This window comes from Goodfellowiella coeruleoviolacea (assembly GCF_024171785.1).
Classification (GTDB): Bacteria; Actinomycetota; Actinomycetes; order Mycobacteriales; family Pseudonocardiaceae; genus Goodfellowiella; species Goodfellowiella coeruleoviolacea.
On sequence record NZ_JAMTCK010000006.1, the window covers coordinates 372,471 to 393,462 of the forward strand.

The following is a 20,992-nucleotide window of genomic DNA, read 5'->3' on the forward strand; positions in this document are numbered from 1 at the left end:
CGGTGAGCGCGGGCGGTCAGGGGGCGCGCTGGCCGATGGGCAGTTCGACGTGCACCTGCCAGCCGCCGCCGGTCGCGGCGCCGGCGTCGAACCGGCCACCCAGCAGGGCGGCCCGCTCCCGCATGCCGACCAGGCCGTAGCCGCCGGACCCGCCGGCCGGGTCGTGCTGCTGGCCGCGGCCGTTGTCGGTGATCCGCAGGTCGACCTTGCCGTCCCGGGCGGTCACCACCACGTCGACCCGGGTGGCGCCGACCGCGTGCTTGCCGGAGTTGGTCAGCGACTCCTGCACGATGCGCAGCACCGACCGGCTCAGCTCCCTGGGCACCGGCTCGGCCAGGTCCACGGTCAGCTCGGCCGGCTGTCCCGCGCCGCGCGCCCGCTCGACGGTGGCCCGCAGGTCGGCGGCCAGATCGTCGTGGGGCGCTGGCGCGTCCTCGCCCGGCGCGGCGGGTTCGGTACCGCGCAGGGTGCCGACCAGCCGGCGCATCGCGGCCAGCGCCTCGGTGCCGCTGGTGGCGATCACCGGCAGCACCTCACCGGCGGCCGCCGGGTTCACCTCGGCGATGGCCTGCGCGCCCTGGGCGTGCACCACGATCCCGGTGACGTAGTGCGCGACCACGTCGTGCAGCTCCCTGGCCAGGGCCATCCGCTCGTCCTGCTGCGCCTTGGCCACCTCGGCGGCCACGGCGCGCGCCCGGTCCCGGTCCCTGGCGCGGAAGTACAGGCCGGTGCCCAGCGAGACCACCAGCAGCGCGCCGCCGTTCAGCAGCTCCGAGAGGTCGAACCCGGCGTAGGCGCCGGAGAACTCGGCGGGCACGAACCGGTCGAAGTAGCTGGGCCGGAACGCGCACACCACACCCACCCCGACGACCACCGCGACCACCCCGAACACCGCGCGCCAGGCCGACTCCTGGCGCACCAGGATGGCGACCAGCGCCATCAGCGCGCCCAGCTCGGTGGGGGTCAGCCCCCACAGGCTGTCCACCACCGGGGCGTTCATCACCCGGCACAGCGCGGTCGAGACGACCAGGGCCGCCCCCGCCGACAGGCTCGCGTCGAACGGGCGGCGCGGGGACAGCACGGCCAGCGCGGAGACGACCAGGACACCGGGCAGCACCCACAGGCGTTCGGCGTGCAGCGCCGTCGGCCAGGTCATCAGCTCGACCCCGAGCAGGACCAGCAGCGCCAACACGAGTGGCCACTGCCGCCGGCCCAGGGCCCGCCAACCCAGGTAGGTGCTGTTCACGGCTGAAGACAGTAGGCGGCGCCGCTGGCCGGCGCGTCGGCGTTGGGTCGCGGGCCGGGTCCGACCTCGGTCTGGTCGCGGGTCAACCACAGGGCTGACCCGCGACCCGGGCGGACCGGCCCTGCGGGCGATGCCCGATGACGTGCCGGTGACCGACTCTGGTGTGGCCAACGCACCGAGCACCGGCCACCGCGGTCGGGGCCACCGAACCGAGGAGGGACACCGTGATCGACACCGTGCTGAGCTGGGTCGGCGCACTGCCGGGGTTGGGCCTGATCGTGCTGATGGCGCTGGGCGGGCCGCTCGCCGAGTCGGGCCTGTGCGAGGCCGCGCCGGTGGACTGACCGGTCGTGGCCGCGCACAGCGGTTGCGCCGGTCCTGGGTCCGGTGGGCCGATCAGCCAACCCGCTCGAACATCAGGTCGTGGCTGGTCCGCTCCTCTTCCTGGGCGCGGCGTTCGAACTTGGTCACCGGACGCCAGTCCGGCCGAGGCGCCCAGTCGGCGTAGCGGTTGCGCAGCAGCGGCTCGGCCGAGCACACCGCCAGCATCTGCTCGGCGTAGTTCTCCCAGTCCGTGGCCAGGTGCAGCAGCCCGCCCGGGGCCAGCCTGGACGCGACCAGCGCGATGAACCCCGGCTGCACCAGCCGGCGCTTGTGGTGCCGCTTCTTGGGCCACGGGTCGGGGAAGAAGATCCGCACCCCGGCCAGGGTGGCCGGCGGCACGTGCTCGGTGAGCAGGGTGACCGCGTCGCCGCGCAGCAGCCGCAGGTTGCGCAGCCCGAGCTGTTCGGCGCGCAGCAGCAGCTGGGCCAGTCCCGGCTTGTAGACCTCCACGGCCAGGTAGTTGACCTCGGGTTCGGCCGAGGCCAGCGCCGCCGTGGTCTCCCCCATCCCCGACCCGATCTCCAACAGCACCGGGGCGGACCGCCCGAACCAGCCGTCCAGGTCCAGCGGACCGGCGGGCAGTTCCGTGACCTCCCGGCCGAGCTGGGCCCAGTGCCGGTCCCAGGCGCGCTGCTGGCCGACGGTCATGCGCTCGCCGCGCTGGACGTAACTGACTACCGTGCGGTGATGTGGTGGACGTTGGTCGGTCGGGTTCACGGGTGTCGAGCCTGCCATCCGAGGTGACGTCACCGACCGCCGGGCATGCCCGGTGACCTCCGGTGTCCGGGGGCGGTCGGGGTGGACTCCCCCACCTTCTCATCCGGTTCGCGGCCCCGCCCACCAGGTGCCGATCCGCGGAACAGCACCCCGACTCCGCCCGCGCCCAGCGGGTCAGACCGCGTCGATCAGGGCGGTCAGCCGGCGCATCAGCTCGATGGTCAACTGGCGTTGGTCGGGTTCGATCTCCTGGAAGGCGCGCAGCTGTTCGGCGCGCAGCTGGTCGTGGTGCGCGGTGAGCAGGGCGCTGCCGTGTTCGGTCAGGCTGACGCTCACCCGGCGCTCGTCCGCGGTGGACCGGGTGCGGGTGACGATGCCGTCGCGCTCCAGCTGCTTGAGCATGCGGGTGGCGGTGGGCACGGCCACGCCGGCCTGGTCGGCGAGCTGGCTCACGCTCAGCTCGGCGTGCTCGGCCAGTGCCGCCAGGAGCAGCACCTGGGACAGGGACAGCGCGGGCTGACTCCGGCCGGCCAGCCGGCCCCGGCTGCGCCTGGCCGCGGTGAACAGCGCGTCGGCGGCTTGGGCGAACGCCGCGAACTGCGGGTCGGCGGTGGACGGCGTCCGCTCGCCCACCGGATCACTTGACTTTGCTGCCACGGCTCCTAACCTAACCTTTGTTAGCTAGCTAAAGGTTAGCTTTGAAAGGGGTTCCCGTGGCACACCGCATCGACACCCCCAGCGCCAGCAGCTCCAGCGCCGACACCCCCAGCGCCGACACCCCGAGGGCCAACACGCATCGCGTGGACACCCACAGCCACGTCGTCCCGCCCGACTACCGCGCCCACCTGCTCGACGCCGGTTGGGCGGCCGGCGGGCTTCCTATTCCGCAGTGGACGGAATCCGAGGCGCTGGCGGTGATGGACGATCAGGGCATCCAGACCGCGGTGCTGTCCGTGTCCACCCCGGGTGTCCACTTCGGAGACGACGCCGAGGCGCGGACATGGGCCAGGCGGGTCAACGAGTTCGCCGCCGAGCGCAGGGCCGGGCGGCCGGACCGGTTCGGCTTCTTCGCCACGCTCCCCCTGCCCGATGTGGACGGTGCACTGGCCGAGGCCGCCCACGCACTGGACGAACTGGACGCTGACGGCGTGGTGCTGCTGGCCAACAGCAACGGCCGCTACCTGGGTGATCCCGAGTTCGAGCCGCTCATGGCCGAGCTGGGCCGGCGCGGCGCCGTGGTGTTCGTCCACCCGGGAGCGCTGCCCGGGGGGTCCGGTCCGGGGGTGCCGGACTACGTCGTGGACTTCCTGCTGGACACCACCAGGGCGGCGGTGAACCTGGCCAGGACGCACACGCTCAGCCGGCACCCCGACCTGAAGGTGATCCTGTCGCACGGCGGTGGTTTCGTGCCCTACGCCGCCTTCCGGATCGCGGCCACGCTCAGCATGGCCGGCGGGCACTCACCCGAGGACACCCTCGCCGAACTGCGCAGGTTCTACTTTGACACGGCGCTGACCGCCAGCCCGGTCAGCCTGCCCAGCCTGCTGGCCTTCGCCGCGCCGGACCACGTGCTCTACGGCAGCGACTGGCCCTACGCGCCCACCGCGGCGGTCGAGTTCTTCACCGGGCAGCTGGACGCCCACGACCTGGACGCCGAAACCCGGCAGGCGATCGAGCGCGGCACGGCCGAGCAGCTGTTCCCCCGGCTGGCCTCGGCCGGCTGAGGCGCCCGGTCGGCGGCACCGGCCGCGCACGGCCGGGCGGGCGCCCCTGAGCTGGTGAACACCGTCAGCGGATGCCACCCGTCAGTCGGGCTGGTCGACGGCCTCCACCTCGTCGAGTCTGGCGCCGAGTTCGGCCACGCCGTCCAGCCAGCGCGGGGTGGGCGCGATCTCGCCCAGGTGGGCCGGGACGATCTCGACCCAGCCGTCGTGCGCGTCGGTCAGTTGCACGGTGGTGGGGGCCATCGGCCCGGTGAGCCCGCTCTCCGAGGGGACGAACTCCCAGTAGCCGTCCTCGCCGTAGCCGGTGCCCGGCACGTACACCCAGCCGGGGCGGATCGCGAGCAGGCCGTTGACCTGGTCCTCCACCGCGAAGCCGGCGGCGCGCGAGGCCAGCCGGCCGGAGTCGAGCGCCCGCACCCACCACGGGGCGCGCGCTCTGGCGTCCACCCTGAGCACCGCCCGGTACAGCGCGCGGACCTGGTCCTCGTGCGCCTGGTGGATCCAGGCGCGGCGGGTGTCGGCGGGGCAGGTGGCCAGTCCGATGTCACCGGACGGTTCCAGGGCGCGGGACCACTCCAGGCCCACAATCGGTTCCACCCGCACCCAGTCTTTTCGTTGTGGCGGCACCGACAGCGGAGAGTCGGTTGCCAGGTTCGGATCGAGCACCGTCATGGTTCACCTCCATACGGGTTCCAGACGGCGGATGTGACGTCGATCTGAACGTCCAGCACACCGAACCACGGCGCTGTGCTGGGGCCGAACGCTCGTGTCAGGTTCGATATGAGCGCTTTCCGCCGGTAATGTCATGCCGCTGTGCCGGAGTTCACGTCTCCTTCACGCATCTCTTACGCCATCCGCACTAACGGGTGAGGAAGTAACAAACTCTCGACGCATTTTGTTGTGCGCTGCCCCACACCGTTTTCGGTGACCAGAGCGCGCACACGAGGAGTCCGGGCCACCCCCCGAAACGGTGGCCCGGACTCGATTCCCCCGCGGTTGGACCGGGCTGCTCCCCGGTCGTCTCAAGTGGACGGTCAGGCGTCCCGGCGGTTCGCCACCACCAGTCCCGCGACCAACACCGCGATGGTGGCGGCCGCGAAGTAGGCCATCGATCCCCACGGGCTCAACGGCGGGGCCGGCATCGCCGACATTCCATCCGACACCGCCGAACCGTCAGCCGGATTTCCGGTGAGGAACCGCTCGGCGTTCACGAACGGCATCCAGTCGTGGATGTCGTTGCCCACCCGGGGAATCAACTGAACCAGCTCTTCCACCAGCATCGGGAACAACAGCAGCACCGAGAGCGCGCCCGCGCTGTGCCGGATCAGCAGGCCGACCCCGACCGAGGCGACCGCCCCGAACGCGAACACCAGGCCGACCCCGGCCACGTTGCGCCACTGCTGCTCGGTGTGCAGCGCCAGGTCCACGTCCGGCTGCAACACCGTGGCCACGCCCCACGACCCGAACGCCGCGATCTCGCCGATCAGTCCGGCGAGCACGGTCACCAGCACGGTCTTGGCCAGCAACGCGGCCGTGCGGTTGGGCACCGCCTGGAACGTGGCGCGGATGGTGCCGAAGCGGTACTCGGTGGTGATCGCCAGCGCGGCCATCACCATCATGACCATCAGCCCGAACTGGTAGCCGGCCTGGGTGGCCGACACGGTGAGGTAGTCGGCCGGGGCGTTCAGGCTCAGCAGCCCGGCGAAGCCCACGGTCAGCCCGAGCGCCAGCAGCACGCACAGCCACGGCGAGCGGGTGGAGAACAACTTGATGCGTTCGACAGCGAGCAGAGTCATCGGTTCACCTACCTGCCGACACGAGCCGCTGGTCGGTGCCGGCGACGATCTCGTTCAGTCCGTTGCCCAGTTCGGTGCGGTACTCCACGGAGTCCCCGGTCAGCTGCATGAACGCCTGCTCCAGCGAGCCGCGCTGCGGGCTCAGCTCGTGCAGCACCACCCCGGCCGCACCGGCGATCTCGCCGATCTGCTCGCTGGTGGCCTCGGCCACGACCAGTGCGCCGTCGTCCTCGCGCACGGCGTGCCCCCGCTGCTCGATCAGCACGCGCAGCCGGTCCAACTGCGGGCTGCGCACCCGCACGGTGTTCTCCGTGGCCCGCTCGACGAACTCGGCGGTGCTGGACTGGGCGATCAGCCGGCCCCGGCCGATGACCACCAGGTCCTGGGCGGTGAGCGCCATCTCGGAGAGCAGGTGGCTGGACACCAGCACGGTGCGCCCCTCGGCCGCGAGCCCCTGCATGAACTGCCTGATCCACAGGATGCCCTCGGGGTCGAGGCCGTTGACCGGTTCGTCGAACAGCAGCACCTTGGGGTCGCCGAGCAGGGCGGCGGCAATGCCCAGCCGCTGCGCCATGCCCAGGGAGAACCCGCCGGCGCGGCGGCCGGCCACCTTGGTCAGGCCGACCTGGTCGAGCACCTCGGCCACCCGGCGTTCGGGCAGCCGGTTGGACTTGGCCAGCCAGCGCAGGTGGGCGCGCGCCGACCGGTTGGGGTGCACCCACTTGGCGTCCAGCAGCGCGCCCACCGTGGTGAGCGGCCGGCGCAGGTCCCGGTACGGCGTGCCGTCGATGAGCACCTGCCCCGCGGTGGGCCGGTCCAGCCCCAGGATCATCCGCATGGTGGTGGACTTGCCAGCGCCGTTGGGCCCGAGGAATCCGGTGACCCGCCCGGGTTTGACCGTGAACGAGAGGTTGTCCACGGCCACCGTCCTGCCGTAGTGCTTGGTGAGGCCCACTGCCTCGATCATCGTCGCTCCTCGTCCCCTGACTGCTCGCAGCCGTGTCACCGCGCCACACCACAGTGCCCGTGGTCGTGTCGTGGGCACATCGGCCCGTGGTCTACGGTCACGGCCCCCCTGCGGGACTACGGTCGCTCATCCCCGGGGATGACCAGATCCGTGATCCCCCTGACCTCACCCCTGATTTCCCCACCACACCCGCGCGAGTCGACTTTGCAAACCCCCCGAGTTGACATCTCACGCAGGCCCGTTCGGGTGAACCCACCCCCGACACACCCCGTGCCCCGGTCTCACTCGTGTGGGTGTTGAGACACCTGGGTGGCGGTGCGCGAACGTGCAACACGCGCTGCGCGAAGTCCCGACTCGCGGGAATGGGGGATGGGTGATCACCCCGTGGTGAGGCGTTTGGCGAGTGGTGGTTACGCCACGAGTAGGTATTTGCGGGGTGGCACGTCACCTGTTCCGAGACTGGTCGTTGCCGGAAGCAGGCGCCAGCAACGAGGCCGGCGCACCGCACGACGGAGGTCCGATGGGTGGACTGACCGACACACCGGCGCGGCGCTGGCCGCTGCGGGGCATCGCCGCACTGGCCGCCGTGATCGGCCTGGGCGTGGCCGGCTCCGGACTGGCGCTGGCCGAACCCGCACCGACCACACGCGACACCGCACCGACCACACGCGACACGGCAGCCGCCGCACCCGACACGACAGGGGCCGCAGCGGACGCGGCAGCCGCCGCGAGCGGGCCGGCGCAGTACAACTTCCTGGCGGCGGCGGCCTACTCGCTGCTGCACCCGACCGCGTCCCCGCCCGGGGCCAACGACTGGTCCTGCCGGCCCTCGGCCCGCCACCCCAACCCGGTGGTGCTGGTGCACGGCACCGCCGAGAACGCCTACGACAACTGGGCCGGCCTGTCCGGCAAGCTCGCCGCCGACGGCTACTGCGTGTTCGCCCCCAACCTCGGCGGCGCCGCGGGCAGCCCGCTCCAGGGCCTCGGGCCGATCGCGGAGTCCGCCAGGCAGCTCGGCGAGTTCGTCACCAGGGTGCTCGCCAGCACCGGAGCGTCCAAAGTGGACATCGTCGGCCACTCGCAGGGCGGCATGATGCCCCGCTACTACATCAGGAACCTGGGCGGCTCATCCACAGTGGACAAACTGGTTGCGCTGGCGCCGTCCAACCACGGCACCGACTTCAACAAGCTGCTGACCGCGATCACCGCGATCCCCGGCGGCTCGGACATCCTCGGCCTGGTCTGCACGTCCTGTGTGGAGCAGGAGGCGTCCTCGGCGTTCATCACCCGGCTCAACGCCGGCGGCGAGACCCACCCCTCGGTCCGCTACACGGTGATCGCCACCAGGACCGACGAGGTGGTCACCCCCTACACGTCCAGTTTCCTGGCGGCCGGCGGCAACGTGGTGAACACCACCCTGCAACAGCACTGCCTGCTCGACCTGACCGAGCACCTGGGCATCTCCTACAACCCGATCGCGATCCGGCTGGTGCGCAACGCGCTGGACCCGAGCACCGCGCGCACCCCCGGCTGCCTGGGCTGACCCGGCCCCGAACACCAACCGCACCGGTGGGCACGGGGTCACCGCGCCCAGCCCACCGCTGGCCGGCCCGACCCGGCCCCGGCGCACCCGCCCCGGCACCGCGGACCGCACTGGTCAGGCGTCGCCGGGGCGGACCAGGCCGGTCTCGTAGGCCAGCACCACGGCCTGCACCCGGTCGCGCAGGTCGAGCTTGGCCAGGATGCGGCCGACGTGGGTCTTGACCGTGGCCTCGGACAGGAACAGCTTCCTGGCGATCTCGGTGTTGGACAGGCCCTTGGCGATCAGCACCAGCACCTCGCGCTCGCGCTCGGTGAGCGCGTCCAGCACGCTGGCGTCGCGCAGCTCGCCGCCGGCCGAGCCGAGGAACCGGCCGAGCAGCCGCTTGGTCACGCTGGGCGAGACCACGGCGTCCCCACTGGCCACCGAGCGCAGCGCGGACACCAGGTCGTTGGGGGGCGTGTCCTTGAGCAGGAACCCGCTGGCCCCGTTGCGCAGCGCGGACAGCGCGTACTCGTCCATGTCGAAGGTGGTCATCACCAGGACCTTGGCCGTGCCGGCCTCGGTGATCCGCCGGGTGGCCTCGACCCCGTCGAGCACGGGCATGCGCACGTCCATGAGCACCACGTCGGGCCGGATCCGGGCGGCCAGCTCGACCGCGTCCAGGCCGTTGCCGGCCTCGCCGACCACCTCGATGTCCGGCTGCGCGTCGAGCACCATGCGGAACCCCATCCGCATCAGCTCCTGGTCGTCCACCAGCTGCACTCGGATCACGGCGGTCAGCTTAAACGCCGCTGTTCACCGCTTCGGGCGCCACTCACCAGCGGGAGGTCACACACCGTCGGCGAGCGGCAGGGTGGCGCGCACCCGCCAGCCGCCGCCCGGCCGGGGGCCGGCGGTGAGGGTGCCGCCGAACACGCTGGCGCGTTCCCGCATGCCGATCAGCCCGTTGCCGCCGGACACCGCCACCACCTCGCGGGGCTTGCCGTAGCCGTCGTCGGCGACCTCCAGCTCCACCCGGTCGTCCTCGCGCGCCACCCGCACCACGGCGCGCGCGCCCACGCCCGCGTGCTTGAGCGTGTTGGTCAGCGCCTCCTGCACGATCCGGTAGAGGCCAAGGCCCACCGCGGCGGGCAGCCGGTCCAGGTCGCCCCGGGTCTCCAGTTCGACGGGCAGCCCCACCGTCCTGATCTTCTCGACCAGTTCGACCAGGGCGCGCGCGTCCGGCTGGGGGGCGAGCGCGCCGCCGGGCTCCTGCTCGCTGCGCAGCACGCCCAGCAGCCGGCGCAGCTCCCCCAGGGCCTCCCGGCCGGTCTCGCCGATGGTCTTCACCGCGGCCTCGGCCAGCTGCGGGTTGGTCCGGATCGCGTACCCGGCGCCGTCGGCCTGCACGATGATCACGCTGACCGCGTGCGCCACCACGTCGTGCAGTTCCCGGGCGATCCGGGCACGCTCGTCGGCCACGGCCAGCCTGGCCTGCTGGTCGCGTTCGGTCTCCAGCATCCGCACCCGCTGCTCCACCTCGGCGTGGTAGGCGCGGCGCGCGCCCACGAACCCGCCAAGCAACCAGCAGAACGCCAGCACCGTGCCGCCGGTGAACACCAGGACCACCGGGATGCCGGCCAGGCCCGCCCCGACCAGCCCGATGGTCAGCGCGAGCGCGTACAGCCAGGCCTGCGCCGGCCTGCCGAAGGCGACCAGCGTGTACAGGGCGATGCCCAGGGCGAGGTCGCCGACGCGCACCTGCGCGTGGTTGTTGTAAGTACCGGCGAGCGCGAACACGGTGAGCAGTTGCAGGGTGGCGCCGGCCAGCACCAGGTAGGCGGTCAGGAAGGGCTGCTGCCGGCGGAACGGCAGCGGCCCGACCAGCAGCAGGCCGATCAGCGCGTACGGCAGCCAGTACTTCTCCGAACCCAGGGAGAGGGGAAAGTCGAGCAGCAGGAGGCACCCGGCGATCAGGGTGTCCCCGAAGACCGGGTGCGCACGCATCCACAGGCTCAGCCGCCGCACGCCGTCGAGGGTAGGTAGTCCGGCCCGGCGTCGGCGTCGGGCTGGAGGTTGACTCCGTGTACGACCTCGGGGCTACCCGTGCCGCGTCCCCCCACGCGTGACTGACATCTCCGCTGGTGCGCGCCCGGACGTGGGCGGCGTCTCACCCGTTCGGTGGCCTGGGTCACCGGTTCGGCCGGCGGGTACGGGTGTCCCCGGCGCTGGGCCGCGCATGGCACGATTCGACTCACCGTGGCGGCGGCTCGCCGGGACAGCGCAGGGGGTGAGGGTGACGACTGGGTCCGAGCAGCATCTGGCCGGCCCGCTGTCGGCGGCCGTGGCCAACCTGTGCCACCGGCTCCGGCCCCAGGTCTCGCCGGCGACGGCCCACGGCTTCGCCGAGGTGACCCGCAGGCTGGCCGCCCCACTCCAGGTCGCGGTGGCCGGGCGGATCAAGTCGGGCAAGTCCACGCTGGTCAACGCGCTGATCGGGCGCCGGGTCGCGCCCACCGACGTGGGCGAGTGCACCCGGCTGGTCACCCGGTTCCAGTACGGCACGGTGGACCGGGTCGAGGTGGTCTTCCGGTCCGGCCGCAAGCAGGTGCTGCCGTTCGACGCCAACGGCATGATCCCGGCCTCGCTGGGGGTGGACATCGCCGAGGTGTCCCACCTGGAGGCGTTCCTGACCAACGCGGTGCTGCGTGATCTCACCGTGATCGACACGCCGGGCCTTGGCTCGCTGGACACCGCGTCGGTGGCCAGGACCGAGCAGGTGCTCGGCGTGAGCCCGCCGCCGGCCGCGGACGCCGCGCCGGTCGGTGACGAACTCGACCCGGTGTCGCGCAGCGCGGTGGCCGGCGCCGAGGCCGTGCTCTACGTGCTCACCCAGGGCGCGCGCGCCGACGACCAGCAGGCGCTGGCCGCGTTCACCGCGGCGACCGCGCGCCGCGACGCGGGTCCGGTCAACGCGATCGCCGTGCTCAACAAGGTGGACACCATCCCGCCGGAGTCGGTGCCCGGCTCGGACGGCGACGTGTGGCGGGCCGCCCTGCTGATGGCCGACAAGCAGGCGCAGAACCTCAGGCCCAGGGTGGCCGCGGTGCTGCCGGTGATCGGCCTGCTCGCGGAGACCGCCGAGACCGGCGGGTTCACCTCGGCCGACGCGGACGCGCTGCGGCAGCTGGCCGAGCTGGACGAGGCCACGGTCGACACCCTGCTGATGTCCGCGGACATCTTCACCAGCTGGGACTGCCCGGTGCCGGCCGGCACCCGGATGCGCCTGCTGGAGCGACTGGACCTGTACGGGATCGGCCGGGCGGTGAGCGCGCTGCGGGCCGAGCCGGCGCTCTCGGCCGGGGCGCTGCGCCGCATCCTGCTGGACCGCTCCGGGCTGGCCGGGGTGCGGGGCCGGCTGGACGCCCTGTTCCGGGCCAGGGCCGACGGGATCAAGGCGGCGGCGGCGCTCGCGTCGGTCACCGCGCTGGCGCACGCCTCGGGTGATCCTGCCGAGCGGCAGCGGGTGCACGACGCCATCGAGGTGCTGCTGGCCAGGCCCGAGGCGCACCAGCTGCGGCTGTTGGAGGCGTTGACGCTGGTGGCGTCGGGTGCGGTGGCCATGCCCGAGGACCTGGTGAACGAGGTGCTTGCGGTGGGTGGCAGCGCTGACATCGCCGAGCAGTTGCAGATGCCCGGCCGCCCCCAGGCGGAGCTGGCCGGCTACGCCCTGGAGCGGGCCAACTGGTGGCGCTCGTTCGCCTCGTTCGGCGCCACCCCGGCACAGAGCCGGGTGGCGCACGTGGTGCACCGGGCGTACTTCCTGATGTGGCAGCAGCTGCGGACCGCGAGATGACAGCGAGGGAGCATCGCAGGGCCGCCAGGCCCGAGGAGCACACCGAGCGCGGAATCGAGCAGGGCGGTCCTGCCGTGGGAACGGGGTGAGTGCGGTGGCGTCCTGGTTTCGCCGCTCGCGGGGGCGGCAACCCGAACCGAGCCCGCCGGCCCAACTCCCGGTCCCGCACCCGCCGGCCCAGCACCCACCGGCCCAGCCCGCGGCCCCGCCTGCGCCGCCGGCCGCTCCGGGACCGGCGGGAACCGAGCCGGCCGCACCCGCGTCGAACCACGGCGTGGCGCCCATGACGGACTTCTCCTGCCCGACGGCTGACGTCGCGGCCGCGGCCGGGGCCGGCCCCGGCCCTGAGCAACTGCTGGACCAGGCGCTGGCCGAGCGCCGCGCCCTGGTGCAGCTGTGCCTGTACGCGCTGGACCGGGCGCGCAGCTCCGGGGTGGCCGAGCGGATCGAGGACGGCCTGGCCGGCATCGGGGTGGTGGCGGTCCGGCCGGACGGCGAGCGGTTCGATCCGGCCCTGCACGAGGCCGGCGGCACGCTGCTCACGGACGACCCGAGCCTGGACGGGGTGGTCGCGGAGACCGAGGTGGTCGGTTTCGTGGACCGGGGCCGGTCCCTGCGCGCGCCCATCGTCACCGTCTACACCAGCGCCAACCGGGACACCCGGTGACCACCGCGCTGCCCCTGGCCCAACTGGTCCGCCAGACCGGGGACCGGCTGACCGGGTTGCTGCGGGAGGCCGACCCGCAGGCGGCCGAGTGGGTGGCGCAGGTGCGCCAGCAGCGGCCGGACACGCCCACCGTTGTGGTGGTCGGGGAAACCAACCGCGGGAAGAGTTCGCTGGTCAACGCGTTGCTGGCCACGCCTGGACTGTCCCCTGTGGACGCCGAGGTGGCCACGGCCAGCTACCTGGTGCTGCGGCACGGTCCGGAGTGGGCGGCACGGGCCTGCTACCCGGGCCGCGAGCCGGTGCCGTTCCCCGTCACCGAGCTGGTGCACTGGATCTCGGCCAGCCACGAGCTGCCGGCCGGCCAGCTGCCGCCGGGGCACGTGGAGGTGGAGGCACCCAACCCACTGCTGACCCGACTGTCCCTTGTGGACACCCCGGGGGTTGGCGGGCTGGACTCGGTGCACGGCGAGCTGGCCATGCGGGCGGCGGCCGGCGCCACCGCGCTGCTGTTCGTCGTGGACGCCTCCGCCCCGCTGACCCGGGGCGAGCTGGCCTTCCTGCAGCGGGTGGGCGAGCGGGTGGAGACCGTGCTGTTCGCGCTCACCAAGACCGACCACTACCGGGGCTGGCGCCAGGTGCTGGAGGCCGACCAGGCGCTGCTGGCCGAGCACGCGCCCCGGTTCGCCGACGCGCGGTTCCTGCCGGTGTCGGCGCGGATGTTCGAGATGGCCGCCAAGGCGCCCAGCCCGGAGGCGGCGGCCATGCTGCGCGAGCGCTCCGGCGTGGCCGAGTTGCAGACCCTGTTGCAGGAGCAGGTCACCGGCCGGGCGGCGATGCTGGGTGAGGCCAACGTGCTGCGCGCGCTGGACACCGCGCTTGCCGGGCTGGCCGCCCGACTGGAGGGTGAGCGCCGGGCGCTGACCACGGGCGAGGACGAGGCCGCGTCGTTGCGGGCCCGCAAGGAGGAGCTGGCCAGCCAGCGCCGCTCGTCCACCCGGGGCTGGCAGGTGCGGTTGCGCGGCGAGGTGCAGCGGGCCCGGCTGGAGACCAGCCACGAGGTGGGCCGGCACATGCGGGACATGCAGGCCTGGTTCCGGCAGGCCATCGACGCGGCCGACCGGGACGCGCTGGCCGGGCTGCCGCAGCAGGTGGACGCCGCCCTGCACCTGGTGTCCGGCCAGGTCAGCGCCGGCCTGACCGAGCGGCTGGGCCGGGTCGCCGAGGCCGGGCTGGCCGACCTGTTCTCCGCCGAGGAGCTGGCGGTGATCCGGTCCCAGTTCGCCAGGGCCGGCCAACCGCCGATCGTGCTGCGGCCCCCGGAGCGGCGGCCGGCCACGGCCGAGGACAAGCTGCTGGTGTTCATGGGTCTGTCCGGCGGCATGGGGCTGGGCCGGATCGCCACGCTGCCGCTGGCCGGGCTGGGGGTGGCCGCGCTGAACCCGATCGTGCTGCCGGTCACCATCGTGCTGGGGCTGGGCGCGGGCTGGTGGATGGCGCGCACCCGCAAGCACAGCGCGGACAAGCAGCACATGAAGCAGTGGCTCAGCGACGCCATCGCCGACGCCAGGTCCACTCTGGACCAACTGGTGTCCGAGCAGCTCATCGACGCCGAGCAGCAGCTGATGCTGGCGTTGGACGAGGCGCTGGGCAAGCGCATCGAGGCGATCGAGGCCGAGCTGCGCGAGGTGGACCGGGCCATGAAGATGGAGGCGGGCGAGCGCAACCGCGAGGCGCAGAGCGTGGTCAAGCGGCTGGCCGAGGTCAGGTCCGGTCGGGAGAAGATCGACCAGCTGCTCGGCCGCATCCGGGGCGTGCGCGACCGGGCCTGAGCCCGCCGGCCGCCCTGTTCCGGCTGGTGATCGTTTCCGGTGTGGGTTCCGTCGCGGAACCCGACGGGCCTACCGTGAGTCCAACCGGAGCTTGCGAGACGAGTTGGGACAAGGGGTGCTAGCGGTGTACATCGACGAGAGCGGCGGCGCGGACACGGACATCAAGGTCACGGTCGACGGCGAGGAGTACACCGCCCAGGAGAACTACGACCTGGATGACGACGGGGTCAACGAGAGCGCGGTGGTGGAGACCGACGACGGCGGGCACCTCGCGTTCAGCGACACCGACGGCGACGGCGACGCCGACCTGATGACCGAGTTCGACGAGAACGGCGACCTGGTCAGCCAGGCCCGCTTCGACGCCGAGTCCGGTGAGTGGGTGACCGTGGACGCCTCCTCGGACCCGACCGCCCAGGACGCCGACGCCCAGGGCACGACCGGCGGCGCCGGCCAGGGCATGACCGTGGACACCGGGGACGGCCCGCAGCAGGTGGGCCCGGCCACCGAGGACAGCGACGGCGACGGCGTGGCCGACACCGCGGTGGTGCGCGACGACGACGGCGACGTGTGGCTGTTCACCGACGTGGACGGGGACGGGCAGGCGGACAGCGCCATCGAGATGACCAGGGACGGCCAGGTCACCACCAGCCAGCACACCGGTGACGGCGACTGGACCGTGGTCGAGCAGGGGCACATCGACGAGCAGGGCAAGTACGTGACGGACAGCACGGGCGGGCGGTCCAGCGACGAGATCGGCTGGGACGACGAGACCACCTCGGCCGGGCAGTCCAGCAGCGGTGGGGCCACGTTCGGCGGCGTGGTGCGCATCGACTCGGCCACCGGCCAGTGGATCAGCCCGAACTGAGCCCGCCCCGGCGCGTGGTGCGCGCCACGCCCGAGCCGGCCCCGTCACGGTTACCCGTGGCGGGGCCGTTTTGTTTATGTCACCCCGTTTTACCCCCGATCGGGTGGAGGTGAACGGCTCGGCAGCTGTGGGTAAACGGGTGCTGAATCGATTACCGAATCGTTCCTGTGAGAGAAGCTACACGTTTCGGGTCGGCGTTCAATGTTTAACCCCGCTAACCTCGGGCCATCCCTTTTTCACGGCACGCCCGTCCAGCCGGGCGGGCTCAGCCATTTTTCGAGGACGTCGCCGTCCCGCAGCGGAACCAGCGGCGTCTGGTGCGGGCCAGTGGCGCTCAGTCAGGAGACGAGATGACGGCAGTGACCATTCCGGGTCTCGATCAGGCACCCACCAACCACCAACGCCTCCTGTCCTGGGTGCGCGAGGTGGCCGAGTTGACAACCCCGGATCAGGTCGTCTGGGTGGACGGCTCCGACGAGGAATGGGAGCGCTTGACGTCCAGGTTGGTGGCGGCTGGGACTTTTGTCCGACTGGCGAAGAAACCGAACTCCTTCTGGGCCGCCTCCGACCCGGACGACGTCGCCAGGGTCGAGGAGCGCACCTTCATCTGCTCGCAGGACCCCGCCGACGCCGGGCCGACCAACAACTGGATGGCGCCGGACGAGATGAAGGCGGTGATGACCGAGCTGTACCGGGGCTGCATGCGTGGACGGACCATGTACGTGATTCCGTTCTGCATGGGTCCGCTGGAGGCGGAGGACCCCAAACTCGGCGTGGAGATCACCGACTCGGAATACGTGGTCGTCTCCATGCGGGTGATGACCAGGATGGGCAGCAAGGCACTGGCCAAGTTCGGTGAGGACGCGGATTTCGTGCCGTGCCTGCACTCGGTGGGCAAACCGCTGGAGCCCGGCGAGAAAGACGTGCCGTGGCCGTGCAACCAGACCAAGTACATCACGCACTTCCCCGAGGAGCGGACGATCTGGAGCTACGGGTCCGGCTACGGCGGAAACGCGTTGCTGGGCAAGAAGTGCTTCTCGCTGCGAATCGCCTCGGTGATCGCCCGTGATGAGGGCTGGCTCGCCGAGCACATGCTCATCCTCAAGCTCATCTCGCCGGAGAAGAAGGTCTACTACATTGCCGCCGCATTTCCGTCGGCATGCGGGAAGACAAATCTCGCCATGTTGCAGCCCACCATTCCGGGCTGGCAGGTGGAAACGCTGGGCGACGACATCGCGTGGATGCGGTTCGGTGCGGACGGCCGGCTGTACGCGGTGAATCCGGAATTCGGTTTCTTCGGTGTCGCGCCGGGCACCAACTGGCAGACCAACCCGAACGCGATGCGCACCATCGAGCGGGGCAACTCGGTGTTCACCAACGTCGGCCTGACCGACGACGGCGACATCTGGTGGGAGGGCATGGAGGACCAGCCCGAGCACCTGACCTCGTGGAAGCAGCGGGACTGGACCCCGGCCGACGGGGAGAACGGGGTGCCGGCGGCCCACCCGAACTCGCGGTACTGCACGCCGATGGCCCAGTGCCCGGTGCTGGCCCCCGAGTGGGACGACCCCCAGGGCGTGCCGATCTCGGCGATCTTCTTCGGCGGGCGGCGGGCCACCACGATCCCGCTGGTCACCGAGTCCCGGGACTGGCAGCACGGGGTGTTCATGGGCGCCACGCTGTCCAGCGAGAAGACCGCCGCCGCGGCCGGCACCGTGGGCGAGGTGCGGCGCGACCCGATGGCCATGCTGCCGTTCATCGGCTACCACGCGGGTGACTACTTCAACCACTGGACCACGCTGGGCAAGAACGCCGACGCGACCAAGCTGCCCAGGATCTTCTACGTCAACTGGTTCCGGCGCGGCGAGGACAAGCGCTTCCTGTGGCCGGGCTTCGGGGAGAACTCGCGCGTGCTGAAGTGGGCCATCGAGCGCATCGAGGGCAAGGCGGGCGCCCTGGACACGCCGGTCGGCTGGGTGCCCAGGGCCGAGGACCTCGACCTGTCCGGTCTGGACGCGTCCACCGAGGACATCGCGGCCGCGCTGGCGGTGGACGCCGAGGAGTGGAAGGCCGAACTGCCGCTGATCGAGGAGTGGTTCGACAAGATCGGCGACAAGCTGCCCACGTCCCTGCGGGACGAACTGGAGGCACTGCGCCAGCGGCTGGGCTGAGCGGGCTCGTCCTGTCGCCCCTTCCGCCCGGCCGCGCCCGGGTCCGGTGGTCAGCGTCGCCCACCGGACCCCCCTCAGCCGAGCTTGCCCCAGATCGGGTGCGGGCTGACCTTGACCCGCGGCCCTGGCTGGTTGTTCCACTCGGCGTTGCGGATCGCGCGCAGCGCTTCCTTGCGGGTCTGGGTGTCCAGCCGGTCGATGAACAGCACGCCGTCCAGGTGGTCGGTCTCGTGCTGCAGGCACCGGGCCAGCAGGCCGGTGCCGACGACCTGCACCGGGTCGCCGTGCATGGTGTAGCCCTTGGCGACCACGTTCAACCGCCGCTTGGTGTCGTAGTAGAGCCCGGGGATGGACAGGCACCCCTCGGGGCCGTCCTGCTCCTCCTCGTCCGGGAAGTCGAGCACCGGGTTGACCAGGTGGCCTTCCACGTCGTTCACGTGGAAGGTGAACACCCGCAGGCTCACCCCGATCTGCGGGGCGGCCAGGCCGGCGCCGCGCTCGTCGTGCAGGGTGTCGCGCAGGTCCTTGACCAGCTTGTGCAGTTCCCGGTCGAAGGTGGTGACCTCGGCGGCCGGGGTGGTCAGCACCGGGTCTCCGAACAGGCGGACCGGCTGGACGGTCATCGGGTTCCCCACTTCCTTCGCCACGGCCGGTCCCTGCCGCCCTCGCGGCCGGAACGGGTGGCGTGCCGTGATCTTGCTGAACGCTTTGCAAAATAGCAGACTTTGCAAAGTCGATGCGGACGGTGTCACCGGCCAGCGGCTTTGGCGGCGGCTGCCCGACCGCCGGCGCGCTCCCGGCGGTCGGCTGCCACGCACGGTGCTCCGGCCGGACCGGAGCCGCAGGGCGACCAGGTCCACTTCGTCGGGGACGCCCCCACCAGCGACAACACCAGCGCGCGCGACCGGCGCGACCGCTGCTGGCGGCCCCTTCGCCCCACACGCCCAGCCCCCACCCACCACCGGGGGGCGAGCCCTGCGCCAGCCTATCCGCGCACGCGGTGCGGGTGCCCGGCATTGGGCCCGGTTGTGGACAACTCCGCGGGCTGTGGACAACCCGGGCCCCGACCGGGTGATGTTGGGTGGAATCCGGCGGGAAGCGCCTAAAATCCGCCGCCCTGGCACGCGTCCCGCCCTGGTCCACCCAGGAGGGCAGCAGCGCCGCTCGCGCCGCCAGCACCCGAGCGAGTTGTGATCGGCGCCACAGCGCAACGGTGACATGCGGTTGTCGCGCAGCCGCGCCAAGCTGACCGCGTGACACACAAAACCCCTGGTAGCAGCCTTCCGCACAGCGAGTTCAGCGATGCCGCTCCCGGCGCGGCCGTGATGGGCGCGGCCACCACCGGCATTGCCGAGGCAGCCGAAACCCGTGCGTTCAACGAGCAACTGGAGCGCCAACTGGCCGAGCGAGTCCCGCTGCACGTGCTCAACGACGCGGTCGCGGCCAGAACCTGGTGGCGGCAGGGCATCGGCGGCAACTCCGGCCCGGTCGAGCTGGCCGAGGGCAGCTGGCGCGCTGTGCCCGGCCCGGACCGGGAGGTCCCGGTGCGCGTGTTCACCCCGCCCGAGGTGCGCGGGGTCTTCCTGCACATCCACGGCGGCGGCTTCACCTTCGGCTCGGCCGGCGAGCAGGACCCGCGGCTGTGGCGGCTGGCGCAGCGCGCCCGGGTGGCGGTGGTGAGCGTCGAGTACCGGCTCGCGCCCGAACACCCCTACCCGGCCGCGCACGACGACTGCGAACAGGTCGCCCGCTGGCTGGTGGCCAACGCCGAGGCCGAGTTCGGCACCGACCGGCTGGTCATCGGGGGCGAGTCGGCCGGCGCCAACCTGTCCGCGGCCACCCTGCTGCGGCTGCGCGACCGGCACGACGCGGCCGGCGCGTTCCTGGCCGCGCAACTGGTCTTCGGCTCCTACGACCTGTCCATGACGCCCAGCCAACGCCTGTGGGGTGAGCGCAACCTGCTGCTGTCCACGCCGACGCTGGCCTGGTTCCGGGAGAACTACACCCCCGGGTGGTCCGCCGAGGACCGCCGCGACCCGGCCCTCTCCCCGCTGTACGCCAACCTCACCGGGCTGCCGCCGGCGCGGTTCGTGGTCGGCACCAACGACCCGGTGCTGGACGACTCGCTGTTCATGGCCGCCCGGTGGCAGGCCGCCGGCAACGCCGCCACGCTCGACGTGGTCGCTGAGGCGCCGCACGGGTTCCCCCTGTTCCCGATCACCGTGGCAGAACAGGAGCTGGTCCGGCAGGAGCGGTTCGTGGCCGCGGCGGTCGCCTAGTAGATCGCTCAACCGGGCGGTGCCGGCCACCCGATCGGGTGGTGTGCAATAAGGTTTTCGCTTGCCATGACCCGAACTGACCGGCTGTACGCGCTCGTCGAGGAACTCCGATCGGCGGCACCCCGACCACGGACCGTCGCGCAGCTCGCCGCGCGCTTCGAGGTGTCCTCCCGCACCATCCAACGCGACCTGCAGGCGCTGATGCACGCCGGTGTCCCGTTGCGCGCGGCGGCCGGTCGAACCGGCGGCTGGTTCGTCGATCCGGTCATGACCCTGCCCCCGATCAACTTCACCGCCACCGAGATCACCGCCATCGCCGTGGCACTGGCCGCCGCCGAGAGCGCCGCACCGTTCTCGGCGGCGGCGCGGAGCGCCATGCAGAAGCTGACCGCGGCGATCGCGGCCGGCTCGGTGGCACCAGCCCGGGACCTGGCCCGCCGCATCCAGGTCGTGCCCGCGCCGCTGCCCGACGAGATCCTGTCCACTGTGGAGCGGGCCATTGCCGAGCGTCAGGTGGTGTGGCTGCGGTACGGCGACGCCGCGGGTGAGGAGACCGAGCGCGAGGTCGAACCGGCCGGCCTGCTGACCGCGCGCGGCAGTTGGTACCTGATCGGCTGGTGCCGGCTCCGCCAGGCCGGCCGGGGCTTCCGGCTGGACCGGATCAGGGCCGCACGCCTCACCGGTGAACCGGCGCCCGCCCACGAACTGGCCGATCTCGCCGCGGTGTTGCCGGAGGAGACCAAACCGGCTGACGTGTTGGACGCCCTGACCCGCCCGGAGCAGTGACCACCCGGGACCGCACCAGCGTCCGTCCACCTGTGGATAACTCCGTGCCCCGATAGGGACCCTGGGGACCAGCGACAACGCCACTTGTCCACAGCCTGTGGATAAATCTGTGCACAGGTTGTGGAAAAGCGCTTGCGGAGAGCGAAGGAACCCGGGACCGTGGAAGCGCGTCCAAGTAGTGGC

General features: G+C 72.1%; 18 protein-coding genes. 9 read left to right on the top strand and 9 right to left on the bottom strand.

Annotated elements, in window-relative coordinates:
- Positions 1-16: 16 nt before the first annotated feature.
- The 3 genes from LX83_RS15565 to LX83_RS15575 form a co-directional block, all read right to left on the bottom strand.
- Complete coding sequence (locus LX83_RS15565) at positions 17-1,246, bottom strand: sensor histidine kinase (protein WP_253771852.1); 1,230 nt, start codon at positions 1,244-1,246, stop codon at positions 17-19.
- Between the two features lie 396 nt (positions 1,247-1,642).
- Entirely contained in the window at positions 1,643-2,278 is a 636-nt protein-coding gene (gene trmB, locus LX83_RS15570; protein WP_456356010.1) for a tRNA (guanosine(46)-N7)-methyltransferase TrmB, read from the bottom strand.
- Positions 2,279-2,521: 243 nt separating this feature from the next.
- Positions 2,522-3,004 (bottom strand): MarR family winged helix-turn-helix transcriptional regulator, encoded by a 483-nt coding sequence (locus LX83_RS15575; protein ID WP_253771854.1) that lies wholly within the window; start codon positions 3,002-3,004, stop codon positions 2,522-2,524.
- 56 nt (positions 3,005-3,060) lie between these two features.
- Here LX83_RS15575 and LX83_RS15580 point away from each other — a divergent pair, with 56 nt between their 5' ends.
- Complete coding sequence (locus LX83_RS15580) at positions 3,061-4,071, top strand: amidohydrolase family protein (protein ID WP_253771855.1); 1,011 nt, start codon at positions 3,061-3,063, stop codon at positions 4,069-4,071.
- Positions 4,072-4,152: 81 nt separating this feature from the next.
- Here LX83_RS15580 and LX83_RS15585 read toward each other — a convergent pair whose 3' ends face one another.
- The 3 genes from LX83_RS15585 to LX83_RS15595 form a co-directional block, all read right to left on the bottom strand.
- A complete protein-coding gene (locus LX83_RS15585; RefSeq protein ID WP_253771856.1) occupies positions 4,153-4,668 on the bottom strand; it encodes a hypothetical protein in 516 nt (171 codons plus the stop codon).
- Positions 4,669-5,105: 437 nt separating this feature from the next.
- On the bottom strand, positions 5,106-5,867 hold the full coding sequence (locus tag LX83_RS15590; RefSeq protein WP_253771857.1) for a hypothetical protein: 762 nt from the start codon (positions 5,865-5,867) through the stop codon (positions 5,106-5,108).
- A gap of 4 nt (positions 5,868-5,871) precedes the next feature.
- A complete protein-coding gene (locus LX83_RS15595; protein WP_253771858.1) occupies positions 5,872-6,834 on the bottom strand; it encodes an ABC transporter ATP-binding protein in 963 nt (320 codons plus the stop codon).
- Positions 6,835-7,354: 520 nt separating this feature from the next.
- Between LX83_RS15595 and LX83_RS15600 the strand changes: the two genes are divergently transcribed.
- Positions 7,355-8,377, top strand: coding sequence for an esterase/lipase family protein (locus LX83_RS15600; RefSeq protein WP_253771859.1), 1,023 nt, complete (start codon positions 7,355-7,357; stop codon positions 8,375-8,377).
- 114 nt (positions 8,378-8,491) lie between these two features.
- On the opposite strand, the gene LX83_RS15605 is transcribed toward LX83_RS15600, so the two are convergent.
- Positions 8,492-9,148: a response regulator gene (locus tag LX83_RS15605; protein WP_253771861.1), complete on the bottom strand. Its 657-nt coding sequence runs from the start codon at positions 9,146-9,148 to the stop codon at positions 8,492-8,494.
- Between the two features lie 57 nt (positions 9,149-9,205).
- Positions 9,206-10,363 carry a sensor histidine kinase gene (locus LX83_RS15610; protein ID WP_253772051.1) on the bottom strand — a complete coding sequence of 386 codons (1,158 nt, stop codon included), beginning with the start codon at positions 10,361-10,363 and terminating at the stop codon, positions 9,206-9,208.
- A 289-nt stretch (positions 10,364-10,652) separates the two neighbouring features.
- Here LX83_RS15610 and LX83_RS15615 point away from each other — a divergent pair, with 289 nt between their 5' ends.
- The 5 genes from LX83_RS15615 to LX83_RS15635 all read left to right on the top strand — a co-directional run bounded on the left by LX83_RS15615 (position 10,653) and on the right by LX83_RS15635 (position 17,744).
- Positions 10,653-12,212: a dynamin family protein gene (locus LX83_RS15615; RefSeq protein ID WP_253771863.1), complete on the top strand. Its 1,560-nt coding sequence runs from the start codon at positions 10,653-10,655 to the stop codon at positions 12,210-12,212.
- Positions 12,213-12,495: 283 nt separating this feature from the next.
- The gene (locus LX83_RS15620) at positions 12,496-12,879 is read left to right on the top strand and encodes a nucleotide exchange factor GrpE (RefSeq protein WP_253771865.1); all 384 of its coding nucleotides are present in this window, start codon (positions 12,496-12,498) and stop codon (positions 12,877-12,879) included.
- Positions 12,876-14,708, top strand: a complete 1,833-nt coding sequence (locus tag LX83_RS15625) for a dynamin family protein (RefSeq protein ID WP_253771867.1) — start codon at positions 12,876-12,878, stop codon at positions 14,706-14,708. The genes LX83_RS15620 and LX83_RS15625 overlap by 4 nt, the downstream gene beginning before the upstream one ends.
- Positions 14,709-14,832: 124 nt before the next feature.
- Positions 14,833-15,573: a hypothetical protein gene (locus LX83_RS15630; RefSeq protein ID WP_253771869.1), complete on the top strand. Its 741-nt coding sequence runs from the start codon at positions 14,833-14,835 to the stop codon at positions 15,571-15,573.
- Positions 15,574-15,923: 350 nt separating this feature from the next.
- Positions 15,924-17,744 carry a phosphoenolpyruvate carboxykinase (GTP) gene (locus LX83_RS15635; protein WP_253771871.1) on the top strand — a complete coding sequence of 607 codons (1,821 nt, stop codon included), beginning with the start codon at positions 15,924-15,926 and terminating at the stop codon, positions 17,742-17,744.
- Between the two features lie 74 nt (positions 17,745-17,818).
- Here LX83_RS15635 and def read toward each other — a convergent pair whose 3' ends face one another.
- Positions 17,819-18,367 carry a peptide deformylase gene (def, locus tag LX83_RS15640; RefSeq protein WP_253772053.1) on the bottom strand — a complete coding sequence of 183 codons (549 nt, stop codon included), beginning with the start codon at positions 18,365-18,367 and terminating at the stop codon, positions 17,819-17,821.
- Positions 18,368-18,997: 630 nt separating this feature from the next.
- Here def and LX83_RS15645 point away from each other — a divergent pair.
- Entirely contained in the window at positions 18,998-20,023 is a 1,026-nt protein-coding gene (locus LX83_RS15645) for an alpha/beta hydrolase (protein WP_253771873.1), read from the top strand.
- Positions 20,024-20,089: 66 nt separating this feature from the next.
- A complete protein-coding gene (locus LX83_RS15650) occupies positions 20,090-20,809 on the top strand; it encodes a helix-turn-helix transcriptional regulator (protein WP_253771875.1) in 720 nt (239 codons plus the stop codon).
- The last annotated feature ends 183 nt before the right edge of the window (positions 20,810-20,992 follow it).